The organism is Bordetella sp. H567 (assembly GCF_001704295.1).
GTDB lineage: Bacteria > Pseudomonadota > Gammaproteobacteria > Burkholderiales > Burkholderiaceae_B > Bordetella_C.
In genome coordinates, this window is record NZ_CP012334.1 from 174,309 (window position 1) to 191,144 (window position 16,836).

A 16,836-nucleotide genomic window follows, 5' to 3' on the forward strand; every position below is an offset into this window, starting at 1 on the left:
TTGACGTTTACGTAAGGTGCCAATGCCATGACGTCCGCCACCTGGACCATTTCCGAACTCGCCCGTGAATTCGACATCACGCCGCGCACGATCCGGTTCTACGAGGACCAGGGCATCGTCAGCCCGTCGCGCGACGGGCGCAACCGCGTCTACCATGCCCGCGACCGCACCCGTCTGAAGCTGGCACTGCGGGGCAAGCGGCTGGGCCTTCAGCTGTCGGAGATTCGGACGCTGATCGATATGTACGACGGGCCCGGGGACACCGAAGCGCAGCAGCTGCGGGAGTACCTGGCGGTGCTGGAGCGGCACCGCGTGACGCTGGAACGGCAGCGTCAGGACATCGCGGACACCCTGGCGGAGATCGCCGGACAGGAAGCCGAGTGCCGGCGGCTGCTGGACGAGCGCGCATAGCCTTGCCGACCCCGTCCCCCACCCGCATGGCGTATTGATATAACGTTTACGTAAACGTAATATGAGCACCGCAGCATTGCATCCCGCAGCGCGCAAAGCGAAGATGGCCGTGGCGCTGCCCCAGGCGGCGCCGGGCCCCTGTCCCCGCGGCGCCCGGCGTGCGGCCGGGACGTGGCCAAGGCGCGGCCCTGGCCGCCCGGCGGCCCCCCAATGCGAGCGCCCACTCTCTTGGAGACACGCATGGACATTCCCGGCTTGAGTTTCGATCTGGGCGAAGACCTGGACCTGCTGCGCGATAGCGTGCGACGCTTCGCCCGGGCCGAAATCGCCCCCCGCGCGGCGGAGATCGACCGCAGCGACCAGTTCCCCATGGACCTCTGGAAGAAGCTGGGCGAACTCGGCGTGCTGGGTATGACGGCGGACGAGGCCTATGGCGGCGCGCAGATGGGCTATCTGGCGCACATGATCGCCATGGAGGAAATCTCCCGCGCGAGCGCTTCCGTGGGCCTGTCCTATGGCGCCCACTCCAACCTGTGCGTCAACCAGATCCACCGCAACGGCACCGAGGCGCAAAAACAGCGCTACCTGCCCAAACTGATTACCGGCGAACACGTCGGCGCCCTGGCCATGAGCGAACCCGGCGCCGGCTCCGACGTCGTCGGCATGACGCTGCGCGCGGATAAAAAAGGCGACCGCTACGTGTTGAACGGCAGCAAGATGTGGATCACCAACGGCCCGGACGCGGACACCCTGGTGGTCTACGCCAAGACGGATCCGCAGGCGCGGCAGCGCGGCATCACCGCCTTCCTGGTGGAAAAAGGCTTTGCCGGTTTTTCCGTGGCGCAGAAACTGGACAAGCTGGGCATGCGCGGCAGCCATACCGGCGAACTCGTCTTCCAGGACTGCGAAGTGCCGGAGGAAAACGTGCTGGGCCAGGTCAACGGCGGCGTCAACGTCCTGATGAGCGGGCTGGACTACGAGCGCGCGGTACTGGCCGGCGGGCCGCTGGGCATCATGCAGGCCGTCATGGACGTCGTCGTCCCCTATATCCACGACCGCAAGCAGTTCGGCCAGGCCATCGGCGAATTCCAGCTGATCCAGGGCAAGGTCGCCGATATGTATGCAGGCCTGCAGGCCTGCCGTGCCTTTTGCTACGCTGTCGGCCGCAACCTGGACAACCTGGGCGCCGGCCATGTGCGCCAGGTGCGCAAGGATTGCGCCGCGCTGATCCTGTACACCGCCGAAAAAGCCACCTGGATGGCCGGCGAAGGCGTGCAGATACTGGGCGGCAACGGCTATATCAACGAATTCCCCACCGGCCGGCTCTGGCGCGACGCCAAGCTGTACGAAATCGGCGCCGGCACCAGCGAGATCCGCCGTATGCTGATTGGCCGCGAGCTCTTCAACGAAACCGCTTGAACCAGGAGTCCATCATGTCCGATCCCATCGTCATCGTTTCCGTCGCCCGCACTCCCATGGGCGGCATGCTGGGCAGCCTGTCCGGCCTGGCCGCGCACGAACTGGGTTCCACCGTCATCAAGGCCGCGGTCGAACGTGCCGGCCTGAAGCCCGAGCAGGTGGACGAAGTCCTGATGGGCAACGTGCTGCAGGCCGGCCAGGGCCAGGCGCCGGCGCGCCAGGCCGCCTTGGGCGCCGGGCTGCCGCTGGGTGTCTCTTGCACCACCGTGCACAAGGTCTGCGGCTCGGGCCTGAAGGCGGCGATGCTGGGCCATGACATGTTGACGGCCGGTTCGGCGCAGGTGGTGGTGGCCGGCGGGCAGGAAAGCATGAGCAACGCGCCCTATCTGATGCTCAAGGGCCGCCAGGGCTATCGCTACGGCCATTCCACCGTGTACGACCACATGGCGCTGGACGGTCTGGAAGACGCCTACCAGCGCGGGACCGCCATGGGCGTGTTCGCGGAAGACTGCGCGGCGCGCTTCGAATTCACGCGAGAACAGCAGGATGCCTTTTCCACCGAATCGCTGCGCCGCGCCCGCGCCGCCACCGAGGACGGGAGTTTCAAGTGGGAGATCACCCCGGTCACGGTGGCGGGCCGCAAGGGCGACACCGTGATCGACACGGACGAAGCGCCCACCAAGGCCATGCCGGAAAAAATCCCCACCCTGAAGCCCGCCTTCAAGAAGGACGGGACGGTGACCGCGGCGACCTCGGCGTCGATCTCCGATGGCGCCGCGGCCATGGTGCTGATGCGCCAGTCCACCGCGGAAAAACTCGGCGTGCGGCCCCTGGCGCGCATCGTCGGACACGCCCAGCATTCGCAGGAACCGCAGTGGTTCACCACCGCGCCCATCGGCGCGCTGAAGAACCTGTTCCAGAAAACCGGCTGGGGGGTGGAGGACGTGGACCTTTATGAAGTCAACGAAGCCTTTGCCGTGGTCGCGATGGGCGTGATGAAGGAATTCAACATCCCGCACAGCAAGATCAACGTGCATGGCGGCGCCACCGCGCTGGGCCATCCCATCGGCGCCTCCGGCGCGCGGCTGGTGGCGACATTGATCGGCGCGCTGCGCAAGAACGACCGCAAGCGCGGCGTGGCCACCCTGTGCATCGGCGGGGGCGAAGCCGTGGCCATGGCCATCGAGATGCTGTAAGGCGCGCGCCGGCCATGGCCATCATCGAATCGCGCATCAATCCGCGCGCGCAGGACTTCCAGGACAATGCGCGCGCCATGCAGGCCCAGCTGGACGATCTGCGCGCGCAGATGGCCATCGCCGCGCAGGGCGGCGGCGAAACGGCCCGCGCGCGGCATGTGGCGCGCGGCAAGCTGCTGCCGCGCGAGCGCGTCGAACGGCTGCTGGACCCGGGCACGCCGTTCCTGGAACTGTCGCCGCTGGCGGCGCACGGCATGTACGACGGCGACGCGCCGGCGGCCGGCCTGATCACCGGCATCGGCCGCGTGTCGGGTACCGAGTGCGTCATCGTCTGCAACGACGCCACCGTGAAAGGCGGCACCTACTACCCGATGACGGTCAAGAAACACCTGCGCGCACAGGAAATCGCCGCGCAGAACCGCCTGCCGTGCATTTACCTGGTGGACTCCGGCGGCGCCAACCTGCCGCGCCAGGAAGAAGTCTTTCCCGACCGCGACCACTTTGGGCGTATCTTCTACAACCAGGCCGTCATGTCCGCCGACGGCATCGCGCAGATCGCCGTGGTGATGGGCTCCTGCACGGCGGGTGGCGCCTACGTGCCCGCCATGAGCGACGAGTCCATCATCGTGCGCAACCAGGGCACGATCTTCCTGGGCGGCCCGCCGCTGGTGAAGGCCGCCACCGGCGAAGAGGTCAGCGCGGAGGACCTGGGCGGCGGCGACGTGCATACGCGGCTCTCCGGCGTGGCCGATCACCTGGCGGCCGACGATCATCATGCCCTGCGCCTGGCGCGCGGCGCGGTGGCACGGCTGAACCGCGTGAAGCCGCAACCGCTGGCGCTGCAGCCCGCGCGCCCGCCGCGCTACGACCCGCAGGAGCTGAACGGCATCATTCCGGCCGATACGCGCAAGCCCTACGACGTGCGCGAGGTCATTGCCCGCATCGTCGACGATTCCGCCTTCGACGAATTCAAGGCCCGCTATGGGCAGACGCTGGTGACGGGGTTCGCGCACGTGCACGGCATGCCCGTCGGCATCGTGGCCAACAACGGCATCCTGTTTTCCGAATCGGCGCAGAAGGGCGCGCATTTCATCGAACTGTGCGCGCAGCGCCGCATCCCGCTGGTGTTCCTGCAGAACATCACCGGATTCATGGTGGGGCGCAAGTACGAAAACGAAGGCATCGCGCGGCACGGCGCCAAGATGGTCACGGCGGTTGCCACCGCCGCGGTACCGAAGTTCACCATCCTGATCGGCGGCTCCTTCGGCGCGGGCAACTACGGGATGTGCGGACGCGCGTATTCGCCGCGGCTGCTGTTCATGTGGCCCAATGCCCGCATTTCCGTGATGGGCGGCGAACAGGCGGCCAGCGTGCTGGCCACGGTGCGGCGCGATGGCATCCAGGCCAAGGGCGGCACGTGGTCGGCGCAGGAAGAAGAAGCCTTCAAGGCGCCCATCCGCGATCAGTACGAGCGCGAAGGCCATCCCTACCACGCCACCGCACGGCTGTGGGACGACGGCATCATCGCGCCGGCCGACACGCGGCGCGTACTGGCCCTGGGCTTGTCCGCCGCCTTGAACGCGCCCATTCCGGAAACCCGCTTCGGCGTGTTCCGGATGTAGTCGGGCGCTGGTATTACGTACTCGTTGCGCTTGCGGTATCGCCGATGTTGTCAGGGCATGCCGTTTCCTGCATCGACGCAATGCCAGTATTTCGTGTATCCGTTTCGCGTATGCCTTCAGGAGTCCCGCGTGTTTTCTACCCTGCTTATCGCCAATCGCGGTGAAATCGCCTGTCGCGTCGCGGCCACCGCCCGACGTCTGGGCATCCGCACGGTCGCCGTGTACTCGGACGCGGACGCGCGGGCGCCGCACGTTGCCGCCTGCGATACGGCCGTGCGCCTGGGGCCGGCCGAGCCGCGCGCCAGCTACCTGCGCGGCGAGCTGATCCTGGCCGCCGCCCGCGCCACCGGCGCGCAAGCGATTCATCCCGGCTATGGTTTCTTGTCGGAAAACGCCGCCTTCGCGGAAAGCGTGGCGGCAGCCGGCATGGTCTTCGTCGGCCCACCCGCGGCGGCCATCGCCGCCATGGGCAGCAAATCGGCCGCCAAGCAGCTGATGGAAAAGGCCGGCGTGCCCTTGGTGCCGGGCTATCACGGTGACAACCAGGATGCGAACTTCCTGCGCCGCCAGGCCGATGCCATCGGCTACCCCGTGCTGATCAAGGCGAGCGCGGGCGGCGGCGGCAAGGGCATGCGCATCGTGCAGGACGGCGCGGATTTCGCAGATGCGCTGGCATCCTGCCGGCGCGAGGCGGCGTCCAGCTTCGGCGACGACCGCGTGCTGATCGAACGCTATCTGCAAAAGCCTCGGCACATCGAAATCCAGGTCTTCGCCGATACCCACGGACATTGCATCTATCTGTTCGAGCGCGATTGCTCCGTGCAGCGGCGCCACCAGAAAGTCATCGAGGAAGCCCCGGCGCCCGGCATGACGGAAGACCGCCGCCAGGCCATGGGCGAAGCCGCGGTCGCCGCCGCGCGCGCGGTGGGCTACGTGGGCGCGGGGACCGTCGAGTTCATCGCCGAGCCCGACGGCCGCTTTTATTTCATGGAAATGAATACGCGGTTGCAGGTGGAGCACCCGGTGACGGAAATGATCACCGGCGTGGACCTCGTCGAATGGCAGCTGCGCGTGGCGGCCGGGGAAGCGCTGCCGGCGCGGCAACAGGATCTGCGGCTGCGCGGACATGCCATCGAAGCGCGTATCTACGCCGAAAACCCGGACACCGGATTCCTGCCGTCCATCGGAACCCTGCGCTACCTGACGCTGCCGCCGCATACCGCCTTCACCAACGGCGCGGTGCGCGTGGATGGCGGCGTGCGCGCCAGCGATGCCATTACGCCGCACTACGACCCGATGATCGCCAAGCTCATCGTGCACGGTGAGGACCGCGACGCCGCTCGCACGCGCATGGCCCAGGCGCTGGCGCAGGTGCGCGTGGTGGGCCTGCACACCAACACGGCTTTCCTGGGCCGCCTGATGCGCGATGAAGCTTTTGCCGCCGCTGACCTGGACACCGGCCTTATCGAACGCCGGCGCGACACCTTGCTGCCATCGCCCGCCGCCGCATCGCCGTCCATGCTGGCGCTGGCGACCGCCGCCCTGCTGGCGCGCGAAAGCGCGGCGGGCGCACAGCCCGCCCATGGCGAGCCGATGGCGGGTCGCCAGGCCATGGGCAGCGGGGACGCCGGCGCCGCGCCGTCCGCGCCCGCAGCCATATCGCCAGCAGCCCCGGCTACGGCCCCGGCGCCGTTATCAGGGGGACCCTGGGACGCGCGCGACGGCTGGCGCGTGGACGGCCGTTATGAACGGCTCGTGCGCTGGCTGGATCGGGACGTTCGGCGCGACGTCGTGCTGAGGCGCGATGGCCAGGCGTGGACGCTATCGCTGGACGGCGACACCGCGCGGCCCTTGCAATGGGACGCGGCGCCGCAGGGGCAAGCGGGACAGTCCTGGGAAATCCGCGTCGTCATGGGCAACGAAGACATCCGCGGCACGGCGGTGTGGACGGACGAGGGCTTCCACGTCTTCCAGGACGGCGACGCACGCCAGCTGGTGCTGGACGATCCGCTGGCCCATGCGGGCGAGCATCACAGCGAGCACGCCGGCGATATGACGGCGCCCATGCCGGGCAAGATCATTTCCATCGGCGTGCGCGCCGGCGATGCGGTGCGCAAGGGCCAGGCCCTGCTGGTCATGGAAGCCATGAAGATGGAGCACACCATCGCGGCGGCCGACGACGGCGAGGTGGCGGAAGTCTTCTATGCCGTGGGCGACCAAGTGCCCGAGGGCGCGACGCTGATCGCATTGAAATAAAGGAATCCGCCGAGCCCACGGCCATCGCGTCGGCGCGCGCCGCCGGCGGCCGTCGCGGCGGGCATCCGCGCCCATCGCACGCGCAACGCATTCGAATGAAAAAGGGCCCGCACTGGACACACGCACGGCTGGACGCAAGTCCAACGCGCGCGCCGTCCGCGGGCCCCGGTTGGCGCCGGCCGGCTTAACCGCGCATCGCCGCGATCACGCCATCCAGCGTTTTCAGCATCAGGTCGATTTCCTGTTCGGTCACGTTCAGGGCCGGCATGAAGCGCAGCAGGTTGCCGCGCGGCGCGTTCAGCAGCATGCCTTGCGGTTCCAGCTTGCGCGCCGCATCGACGATGGCCGGGCCGTCGTCGCGGTCCATCACCAGCGCGCGCAGCAGGCCCGCGCCGCGTTCGCCGTGCATGCCCCATTTGGCCGAGAGCTTGAACAGGCCTTCGGACAGCTGGCGGCCGCGCGCCTGCACCGAGTCCAGGAAGCCCGGCGCGTTCAGCACGTCGAACACGGCCACGCCGACGGCGGTCATCAAGGGGTTGCCGTTGTAGGTTCCACCCTGTTCCCCGTGCGAGAACACGCTGACGTCCTGGCGCGCCAGCAGGGCCGCCAGCGGCACGCCGCCGCCGATGCCCTTGCCCAGCGTCATGATATCGGGCGTGATGCCGAACTGCTGGTAGGCGAACATGGTGCCGGTACGGCCCATGCCGGTCTGCACTTCATCAACGATGAGCAGGATGCCGTGCTGGTCGGCCAGCTTGCGCAGGCCCTGCATGAACTCCGTGGTGGCGGGGATGACGCCGCCTTCGCCTTGCACGGGCTCCAGCATGACGGCGACGGTCTGCGCATCGATCAGCTTGTGCACCGAATCCAGGTCGTTCAGGTTGGCCTTGGGAAAACCGTCCACCTGCGGCGCGAACATCGTGCCCCAGCCGGGCTTGCCCGACGCCGACATGGTCGCCAGCGTACGGCCATGGAAGCTGTGATCCATGGTGATGATCTTGTACGCGCCATTGCGATTGACCTTGCCCCACTTGCGCGCCAGCTTGATGGCGCCTTCGTTGGCTTCGGCGCCGCTGTTGGCGAAGAAGACGCGATCGAACACCGATCCCTGCGTCAGGCGCTGGGCCAGCTGCAGCGACGGCTCGTTGTAGTAGGCCGGCGACGGATTCATCAGCTTGGCCGCCTGCTCGTTCAGCGCCCGCAGCATTTCAGGCGCGGTGTGGCCCAGGCAGTTCACCGCCCAGCCCTGGATGAAGTCCAGGTATCGCTTGCCCGTGTTGTCCTCCAGCCAGGATCCCTGTCCTCGCACGAACACGAGGTCCGGGCGGGAAGTGATCTCCATGAGGGTGTTGACGTTGTACTGGCTGAATTCCATGGTTGTTCCTGGTTGAAGGAAGGTAAGGTTTGCACCGCCGCGGGTATTGGCGGGCAAGGGAGTAAATTTATCACCCGTTGGCCACCGCATTGCCTGTGGCGGCCATTATTTTCGATGCGCGGGCGCGTGGTGAGGCGAGCAGCCCCACGCCCGCGGCCCCGCGACCCGTTCCACGGGGGGCGCCTGCCACGCCGGCCGGACCCGATCAACGGCTGAGGCCGCGCGCCGCGATGGGCCAGAGGCCTTCGACGACGCCGCCGCGCAACACCACCAGCGTATCGTGCAGATTGAAGGTCGGATCGCAGTGCGAGGGCACCAGCTTGAGCTTCGTCCCCAGTGCCGGCGTCGCGGCGCCGGCCGCCACGCGCACCACGCCATGTTCATCGTTGGCGGCGACATAGGTCAGCCCGGGTTGTTCATGCAACCGCGGCAAACCGCATTCGATCGTGGTGGATTTCAGGCCGGCGTCCAGCACGATGCGGTCGGCGGACGGCGTGCTCATCACGCTGCTCAACACGAACAGGCTATTGCGCAGGCGCAGTTCGCCTGCCCATTCGTTATCGCCGTAATCCCCGTCCATGAAGGCATACGTGCCCGCCTGCAGTTCCGTATAGACGTCACCGGGGCCGTCGAACTCGGCAGTGCCCGTGCCGGAGCCGGTGATGATGGGGCAGGCGTAATCATGCTCGGCCAGGACGCGCGCGCATTCCTTGGCGCGGGCCGCGCTTTCCCGGCAGGCAGCCGCGCGTTCCGCATGGCCGCGCCGGTGCTGCAGCGAGCCGTGATACGCCTGCAGGCCGGCGAAGCGCAGGCCCGGCAGGCTTTCGATGCGCCGCGCCAGTTCCAGCGCGGCGGTGGGCGAGGACACGCCACAGCGGCCCTGCCCCACGTCCAGTTCGATCAGCACGTCGATGCGCGCGCCGTGCCGGGCAGCCGCGCGCGACAGGTCGGCGACGTTGTCCACGTGGTCCACGCACACGCTCACCCTGGCCTGGCGGGCAAGCGCGGCCAGCAGATCCAGCTTCGCCGCGCCGACGACCTCGTTGCTGATATGGATGTCCTGTATGCCGGCCGCGACGAAGGGCAGCGCTTCGCTGACCTTCTGCACGCACACCCCGCGCGCGCCCAGTGCTGCCTGGCGCAACGCGACCTCCGGACACTTGTGCGCCTTGGCATGCGGCCGCAGCGCGACGCCGCAGCGGTCGGCCCAGTCCTGCATGGCGCGCAGGTTGTGCTCGAACGCGTCCAGGTCCAGCACCAGGCACGGCGTGTCCACCTGATCCCAAGCGTCGCCGATACGCGCCGGCGGCGGCAGTTGCGGCAATGGGGCGGCCTCGCCGGTCACGTCCAGTTCGGTGTTGTCCAAGCAGTTCTCCTGATGTGTAGGATGACGTAGCCAGGCGGGCGCCTGACGGGTCACTGAAATTATGCTCAACTACGGCGTTCTGCGCGCTACGCCGTCGCATCCATATAACACCGGCCCCGGGGCGGTTGCCCCGAACCTTGAATAAGCGTAAAGTCAATTCATGTTTGCTGGTTTGCCGATAAGCGGGCCGACTGGGCAGACTGGCACAAACGCTGCGCCCTATGTTCGATATCCTGGTCTATCTTTTTGAAAATTACTACACGCCGCAAGCCTGTCCTGCGGCGGATGTACTGGCGAAACGTCTGGCCGCGGCGGGCTTCGAACACGAAGACATCGACGATGCGCTCGGCTGGCTGTACGGCCTGGCCGAGACCACCGAGCGCTGCGTGGATCTTGCCCAGCAGCCGGCGACCGGCACGCGCATCTACACCGATAGCGAATATCGCCAGCTAGGCAGCGAAGCCATCGGCTTCATCACCTTCCTCGAATCCGCGGGCGTCTTGCCCGCGCCGCTGCGCGAGATCGTCATCGACCGCGCCCTGGCCGCGCCGGAATCGCCTGTCCCCCTGTCCAAGCTAAAGATCACCGCCCTGATGGTGCTCTGGAGCCAGGAAGCGGACATCGATAACCTGGTGCTCGAAGAACTGCTCGACGACGACGGCGACGTCCGCCGCCTGCACTGACACCGCGCCGCTCCCCGATCCAGCCGGCCTTCGGGCCGGTTTTGCTTTGGACCCGGCTTGCGCTCGGGCCTTCGGCTAGTCCCTTCGGTTTTGCATCGGCGCATCGCCTACCCGCTCGTTCATGCCCTACATCGGCCGTTTCGCTCCCAGCCCCAGCGGCCCGCTGCACGCGGGATCGCTGGTCGCCGCCTTGGCGAGCTACCTGGATGCGCGCGCCCACGGCGGCACCTGGCTGCTGCGTATCGAGGACATCGATGCGCCGCGCACGGTGCCGGGTGCCGACCGCGTCATCATGCGGCAATTGCAGACGCTGGGGCTGCGCTGGGACGGCGAGGTGCTGTGGCAGTCGCAGCGCGATGCGGCGTATCGCCAGGCGATGGACGCGCTGGCGGCGCGCGGCCTGGTCTACGGCTGCGCCTGCACGCGGCGCGAAATCGTCGAAAACCACGCGGCGCTCGAAAAGGCCCGCGGCGCGCGGCAAGCCCTCCTGGACGGTGAACGGCCTTATGTCGGCACGTGCCGTAACGGCTTGCCGCCCGGCAGGCAGGCGCGCGCGTGGCGGCTGCGGGTACCGCCGGGCGAAGAGAGCTTCATCGATCGCTGGCTGGGCGCGCAACGCCAGGACGTCGCGCATGCCGTGGGCGATTTCGTGCTGCGGCGCGCGGACGGCTTGTGGGCCTATCAACTGGCGGTGGTCGTGGACGACGCGGCGCAGGGCGTAACGGATGTCGTGCGCGGCGCCGATCTGCTGAGTTCGACGGCGCGCCAGCGGGTGCTGGCGCGCCTGCTCGGGGCGCGGCCGCCACGCGTGATGCACGTCCCGCTGATCCTGGACCCGGCCACGGGCTTGAAGCTGTCCAAGCAGAACCATGCCCCGGCGCTGGACCTGGCGCGGCCGGTGGAACAGCTGGGGCTAGCGTGGCGCGCGCTGGGTTTCGGGCCTATCGCGGCCGACACCCCGGCCCGTTTCCTGGCCGAGGCCATCCCGCAATGGGCGCGTCGCTACAAAGGCTGAAGATCCGCATTCAACAGCCGCACCAGCAAACCGGTGCCGTCGTCGCCGACCCGCAATTCGCCGTAGCGCGCCTGCGCATAGCGCGCGGCTTCGCCTTCGGGGAAGAAGAACGCATTGGTCACCAGGCGCACGCCGTCGGCCCGCAGGCGGTAGCGCAGCACGACTTCACGCGCATCGTGCGGCTCGGGCTTCGGCTGCACGCGCACGGGCTGGGCCACGCCCTGGGCATCGGGCAACAGCACCAGATAGCCGTCGGTGGCGGGGCCGCCCCACAAGCTGGCCAGGGCGGCGGGGCGGCCGTCCTGCAGGCCCGGGATGTCGCGCGCCGCCGCGAACCGTAGCGCCATATAGTCGCCCTGCATGAAGGCGCGCGGGTCGATGGGGGCCAACGCCAGGCGGACGACGTGGCCGTCCGCCAGCACATGTTCGCGCTGCCAGATCCCGGTGTTGACGACCGCGAGCACCGCCACCAGGCCAGCCACGATGACCGCCGCCCATAGCGGCCGCCGCGGCGTCGCGGGCACGGCGAGCGATGCCGGCGCGACCCCTTCCAGCCAGCGCGGCAGGCGCCAGGCGACGACGCGCATGAGCAGCAGCAGAACGCCCGCCCCAACCAGCCATACCGACTTTTGCAGCAAAGGCACGTTCAATTGGTAGTAATACAGAACCAGGTAGATCAGCAGCACCACCTGTCCCCAGCGCAGCAGGCGCGGCCGGCCGAGCCCGAAGCCCAGCAGGATCCACGACAGGGCGAAGGCGATGCCGGGGGCGGGCAGCCAGCACACCGCCAGCAGCAGCAGGCCCAGCGGCACCCCCAGGCGGACGCTGCGCGGCAGCACGGCGCGGCGGCGGCGGACCAGCACCCACGCCACGGCGACGGGCAGCAGGGCGGCCAGGATCAGATACGCCACGGCGGGCGGGTGCAGCGCCCACAGGGCGGGCAGCTCCCACACCGGCACGCCGGTAGCCTGCAGGGCGGCCAACTGGGAGGCCAGCGCGAAGGCCCAGGCCAGGGGCTGCAGCGCGTCGCGGCGCGCCGCGGACATGCGTTCGCGCACCAGGAAGGCGGCCGCGGCAAGCCAGGCCGCGCCCACGCAGGCCGGCAGCCAGACCGCCAGGCCGCGTACCATGTCGGCATCCATCCAGGTCAGGACGTGTTCGTAGAGGTGCTGGGTGCCGGCGGAAAAGGACGTCAATATGAAAAGGGACAGGGCGATCATGACGCCGCTGAGGAAACGCAGGATGGCGTCCGGGGCCAGGACATAGACCGCCGCCGCCAACACCAGGATGAGCAGCGCCGAGCCGGCGGGCGAATTGGAGACGGACAATCCGGCCGTCACCAGGATCTGTCCCGAAAAAGCCAGCGCCGTGGCGCACTGGCGCCAGAACAGCTGCTGGGCGCCACGCGCCACGGCCACCCCGGCCGCGCACAGGACCAGACCCAGCACCAGGGCGGCCGACGTGGTCTGGACGATGCCGGAAACCACCAGGAACAACAGCAGCAGCAGGGTGGCGATCCACGCGCTCAGCCCCAGCAGGCCTTGGACGTACCATGGCGTGGCGGCTCGCCGTACAGCCTGGGGCCCCAGCTGCGCAACGGCCGGCGCGACGGTGTCGGGCTCGACCGCCCCGCCGGCCGATGCCGCCGCTTCGGGGGCGGCCGGCATGGCGGGGGCCCGCGCCGCATCCAGTTCGTGCGCCGCCCGCCCGTCGCCGGCCTGGGCGCCGTCCGGCTGGCCGGCCGCCGCGACCCCTGCCGGCGTGGCGACGGCTTGGCCGGCGGCCAGCCGGCGCAGCCAGCGCGCCGCCACGACGGCCTCACCCATCAGCAGCGCGGCCAGGGGCAGCGCAACCCACACGCCGGGGTCGATCCGCAGCAACCATTCGCCCACCACGCGCAGGGACACGCAGATCACGCCCGCCGCGAGGAGCGCGAGCACGACCAGGTCCAGGCGGACGCGCGTATAGAAGTAGCCCAGCACCAGCGTAACGCCCACCCAGGCCAGGCCGGTATAGGTTCCCAGCCCGTCGACCACGGATTCGCCGAACATAAGCGCGAGCGCCAGGACGCCCACGGCCAGCAGCGCCAGCACCCGCGGGCCCACGCCCGTGCGCGCATGCCCGCGCCAGGCGCAGAATTCCCAGATGGCCAGCATGATCAGGTTGGCGGCGCTCACGATCAGGCTGGGAAAGCCCGGCCCGTCGAAAACCACCCACCAGGACAGCACGCGTTCGCCCAGCAGGAGCGCCAGCGCCATATTGGCCAGTACGATCCAGAACAGCCAGACGCCCTGGCTGCGGGCGGCCCATGCCCAGGGCAGCATCAGGCCGGCCCACAAGGCGAACAGTTCCCAGGTATCGGCGCCCGTCTGGTAGGTCTGGCCCACCAGCGCCAACAGGGCGCCCAGCAGTACCCCAGCCAGTCCGACCACGCAGGCGCGGCCGTGCGCGGCAATGGCGGTGCGCGCCGGGCGCGCGTACAGGAAAGCGGCAAGCAAGGCGCTTGCTGCCAGCAAGCCCTGCGCACCCGCCAGGCGCTGCGTTTTGCTCATCGCGCCCCAGTTGGCCGCGACCCAGCAAACCGCCGCGCTGGCCAGCAGCAAAAGCCCCAGCGCCAGCGTGGCGCGCGCCAGAAACGCGCGCCAAGCGTGCAATTCCGATCCTGCCGGCGTGTGGGTATCGACTTGCATGTGGCGATTCTCCCCTCTTATCATCCGCGCTATTGCGGCGGGCCGCCGCCATTGGAAACACATGAGCAAAACGCTGATTATTGCCGAGAAGCCCTCGGTCGCCCTGGATATATCACGCGCCCTGGGAGGCTTCGCGCGTGAGGGGGAATACTTTGAAAGCGAACGTTACGTCCTGAGTTCCAGCGTCGGCCATCTGCTGAGCCTGGTGGCGCCGAACGATCCCGTGAAGGGCAAGTGGAGCTTCGCCCACCTGCCGGTGATTCCCCCGAAGTTCGAATTGGATCCGACCGACAAGCGGTCCAGCGAGCGCCTGAAACTGCTGGTCCGCCTGGCCAAGCGCAAGGACGTCGACAGCATCATCAACGCCTGTGACGCCGGGCGCGAAGGCGAGCTGATCTTTCGTTACATCATTCAATACGCGGGGGTGAACAAGCCGATCCGCCGCTTGTGGCTGCAATCCATGACGCAGGCCGCCATCCGCGAGGCCTTCGCCAACCTGCGCGACGACACCGTCATGAAACCGCTGGAAGCCGCCGCGCGCTCGCGCGCCGAAGCCGACTGGCTGGTGGGCATCAACGGCACGCGCGCCATGACCGCCTTCAACAGCAAGGACGGCGGTTTTTTCAAGACCCCGGTAGGCCGGGTGCAGACGCCGACCCTGGCCATCGTGAACGAACGCGAGAACCGCATCCGGGCCTTCGTGTCGCGCGACTACTGGGAGGTGCGCGCCACCTTCGTCGCCGCCGCCGGCCTCTACGAAGGCCGCTGGATCGACCCGGACTTCAAACGGGACGAGCGCGATCCTGAAAAACGCGAATCGCGTCTGTGGTCGCAGGCCGCGGCGCAGAGCGTGGTCGCGGCCTGCCGCGAGCAGCCCGGCACCGTCACGGAAGAATCCAAGCCCTCGACGCAACTGTCGCCCGCGCTGTACGACCTGACGTCGCTGCAGCGCGAGGCCAACGGCCGTTTCGGCTTTTCGGCCAAGACGACGCTGGCGCTGGCGCAAACCCTTTATGAACGGCACAAGGCGCTGACCTACCCGCGTACCGATTCGCGCTACCTGCCCGAGGACTACATCAACACCGTGCGCGACACCATGCGCACGCTGGCCGACGCGCAGGGTGGGCCAGCCGCCGCCACGGCGCGCCATGCGGCCCACATCGTGGCGCAGAGCTGGGTCAAGCCCAACCGCCGCATCTTCGACAACAAGAAGGTGTCCGATCACTTCGCGATCATTCCCACCCTGCAAGTGCCGCGCGACCTCAGCGAAGCGGAAGCCAAGCTTTACGACCTGGTGCTCAAGCGCTTCCTGGCGGTGTTCTTCCCGGCGGCGGAATATCGCGTGACGACCCGCATGACCGATGTGCAGGGCCATCGTTTCCGCACCGACGGCAAGGTCCTGGTGGCGCCGGGATGGCTGGCCGTCTACGGCAAGGAAGCGCAAGGCGAGGACGCCAACCTGGTGCCGGTCGCCGATGGCGAAAAGGTGCGCACGGAAGAGGTCGAAGCCGTGGGCATGGCCACCAAGCCGCCTCCCCGCTACAACGAAGCCACGCTGCTGTCCGCCATGGAAGGCGCGGGCAAGCTGGTGGAAGACGAGGAATTGCGCGAAGCCATGTCCGAGCGCGGCCTGGGCACGCCGGCCACGCGGGCGGCCATTATCGAAGGCCTGCTGAACGAAGGCTACCTGCGCCGTGACGGGCGCGACCTGGTGCCCACCGCCAAGGCACGCCAGCTGATGACGCTGCTGTCCGGCCTGGATGTGACCGAACTGACCTCGCCGGAATTGACGGGCGAGTGGGAACACAAGCTCAAGCAGATCGAACAGGGTGGCCTGCAGCGCGACGCCTTCATGCGCGAAATCGCGCAGATGACGCAGATCATCGTCAAGCGCGCGAAGGAATACGAGCGCGACACCGTGCCGGGCGACTACGCCACGCTGCAGACGCCGTGTCCCAAGTGCGGCGGCGTGGTCAAGGAAAACTATCGCCGCTACGCGTGCACCAACTGCGACTTCTCCATCGGCAAGCACCCGGGCGGCCGCACCTTCGAGCTGCCGGAAGTCGAGGAACTCCTGGCCAAGCGCGAGATCGGCCCGCTGCAGGGATTCATCAGCAAAATGGGGCGGCCCTTCGCGGCCATCCTGCGCATCACCGACGAGTACAAGCTGGAATTCGATTTCGGCCAGAGCAACGACGAGGACAGCGAACCGGTCGATTTCTCCGGCCAGACGCCGGTCGGCCCGTGCCCGAAATGCCAGTCGCGCGTTTTCGAGCACGGCATGAGCTATGTCTGCGAGAAGTCGGTCGGTCCTGAAAAGACCTGCACCTTCCGTTCCGGCAAGGTCATCCTGCAGCAGGAAATCTCACGCGCGCAGATGGAAAAACTGTTGACCGAAGGCCGCACGGACTTGCTCGACGGCTTCGTCTCCAGCCGCACGAACCGCAAGTTCAAGGCGTATCTGGTGCGCCAGCCCGACGGCAAGATCGGCTTCGAATTCGAACCGCGCGCCGAAAAGCCGGGCGGCAAGACGGCCGGCAGGGGGGCTCCGGCGAAGACCGGGGCCAAGACCGCCGCCAGAGGCGCGACGAAGACCGCCGCGAGCGGGGCCGAGGCATCCGGCGACGACTCTGCAGGGACCGCCGCCAAAACGGCGCGCGCGCCGGCCGCGAAGAAGGCGGTGAAGAAGGCCGCGCCCCGGAAGACCGCGGCCAAGAAGGCGCCGGCCAAGAAAACCGCGGTAAAGAAAGCCGCGGCCAAAACAGCGGCCTGAGCGGATCGCAGCCCATAACGAGAGGAGACC

General features: G+C 68.2%; 11 protein-coding genes. 8 read left to right on the top strand and 3 right to left on the bottom strand.

From position 1 onward, the window contains the following. The first annotated feature begins 27 nt into the window (after positions 1 to 27). The 5 genes from AKI39_RS00840 (at position 28) to AKI39_RS00860 (ending at position 6,904) form a co-directional block, all read left to right on the top strand. Positions 28 to 411 (top strand): MerR family transcriptional regulator, encoded by a 384-nt coding sequence (locus tag AKI39_RS00840; RefSeq protein ID WP_066631565.1) that lies wholly within the window; start codon positions 28 to 30, stop codon positions 409 to 411. A gap of 240 nt (positions 412 to 651) precedes the next feature. Continuing rightward, complete coding sequence (locus AKI39_RS00845) at positions 652 to 1,830, top strand: isovaleryl-CoA dehydrogenase (protein WP_066631566.1); 1,179 nt, start codon at positions 652 to 654, stop codon at positions 1,828 to 1,830. A gap of 14 nt (positions 1,831 to 1,844) precedes the next feature. Beyond that, a complete protein-coding gene (locus tag AKI39_RS00850; RefSeq protein ID WP_066641906.1) occupies positions 1,845 to 3,026 on the top strand; it encodes an acetyl-CoA C-acyltransferase in 1,182 nt (393 codons plus the stop codon). A gap of 14 nt (positions 3,027 to 3,040) precedes the next feature. Then, a complete protein-coding gene (locus AKI39_RS00855) occupies positions 3,041 to 4,648 on the top strand; it encodes a carboxyl transferase domain-containing protein (RefSeq protein ID WP_066631567.1) in 1,608 nt (535 codons plus the stop codon). A 129-nt stretch (positions 4,649 to 4,777) separates the two neighbouring features. After that, a complete protein-coding gene (locus AKI39_RS00860; protein ID WP_076879646.1) occupies positions 4,778 to 6,904 on the top strand; it encodes an acetyl/propionyl/methylcrotonyl-CoA carboxylase subunit alpha in 2,127 nt (708 codons plus the stop codon). 184 nt (positions 6,905 to 7,088) lie between these two features. On the opposite strand, the gene AKI39_RS00870 is transcribed toward AKI39_RS00860, so the two are convergent. Both AKI39_RS00870 and AKI39_RS00875 read right to left on the bottom strand, forming a co-directional pair. After that, entirely contained in the window at positions 7,089 to 8,279 is a 1,191-nt protein-coding gene (locus tag AKI39_RS00870; RefSeq protein WP_066631570.1) for an acetylornithine transaminase, read from the bottom strand. 205 nt (positions 8,280 to 8,484) lie between these two features. Continuing rightward, complete coding sequence (locus AKI39_RS00875) at positions 8,485 to 9,498, bottom strand: DSD1 family PLP-dependent enzyme (protein WP_338012434.1); 1,014 nt, start codon at positions 9,496 to 9,498, stop codon at positions 8,485 to 8,487. Between the two features lie 368 nt (positions 9,499 to 9,866). Between AKI39_RS00875 and AKI39_RS00880 the strand changes: the two genes are divergently transcribed. Then, positions 9,867 to 10,328, top strand: coding sequence for a DUF494 family protein (locus AKI39_RS00880; protein ID WP_066631572.1), 462 nt, complete (start codon positions 9,867 to 9,869; stop codon positions 10,326 to 10,328). A gap of 121 nt (positions 10,329 to 10,449) precedes the next feature. Next, positions 10,450 to 11,343 (top strand): tRNA glutamyl-Q(34) synthetase GluQRS, encoded by an 894-nt coding sequence (gluQRS, locus tag AKI39_RS00885; protein WP_066631574.1) that lies wholly within the window; start codon positions 10,450 to 10,452, stop codon positions 11,341 to 11,343. Here the strand turns inward: gluQRS and AKI39_RS00890 are convergent. Further along, positions 11,331 to 14,033 (bottom strand): GDYXXLXY domain-containing protein, encoded by a 2,703-nt coding sequence (locus AKI39_RS00890; protein ID WP_066631576.1) that lies wholly within the window; start codon positions 14,031 to 14,033, stop codon positions 11,331 to 11,333. The two genes, gluQRS and AKI39_RS00890, sit on opposite strands and share 13 nt — an antisense overlap. Positions 14,034 to 14,094: 61 nt before the next feature. Here AKI39_RS00890 and AKI39_RS00895 point away from each other — a divergent pair, with 61 nt between their 5' ends. After that, positions 14,095 to 16,806, top strand: coding sequence for a DNA topoisomerase III (locus AKI39_RS00895; protein WP_066631578.1), 2,712 nt, complete (start codon positions 14,095 to 14,097; stop codon positions 16,804 to 16,806). Positions 16,807 to 16,836 lie beyond the last annotated feature (30 nt).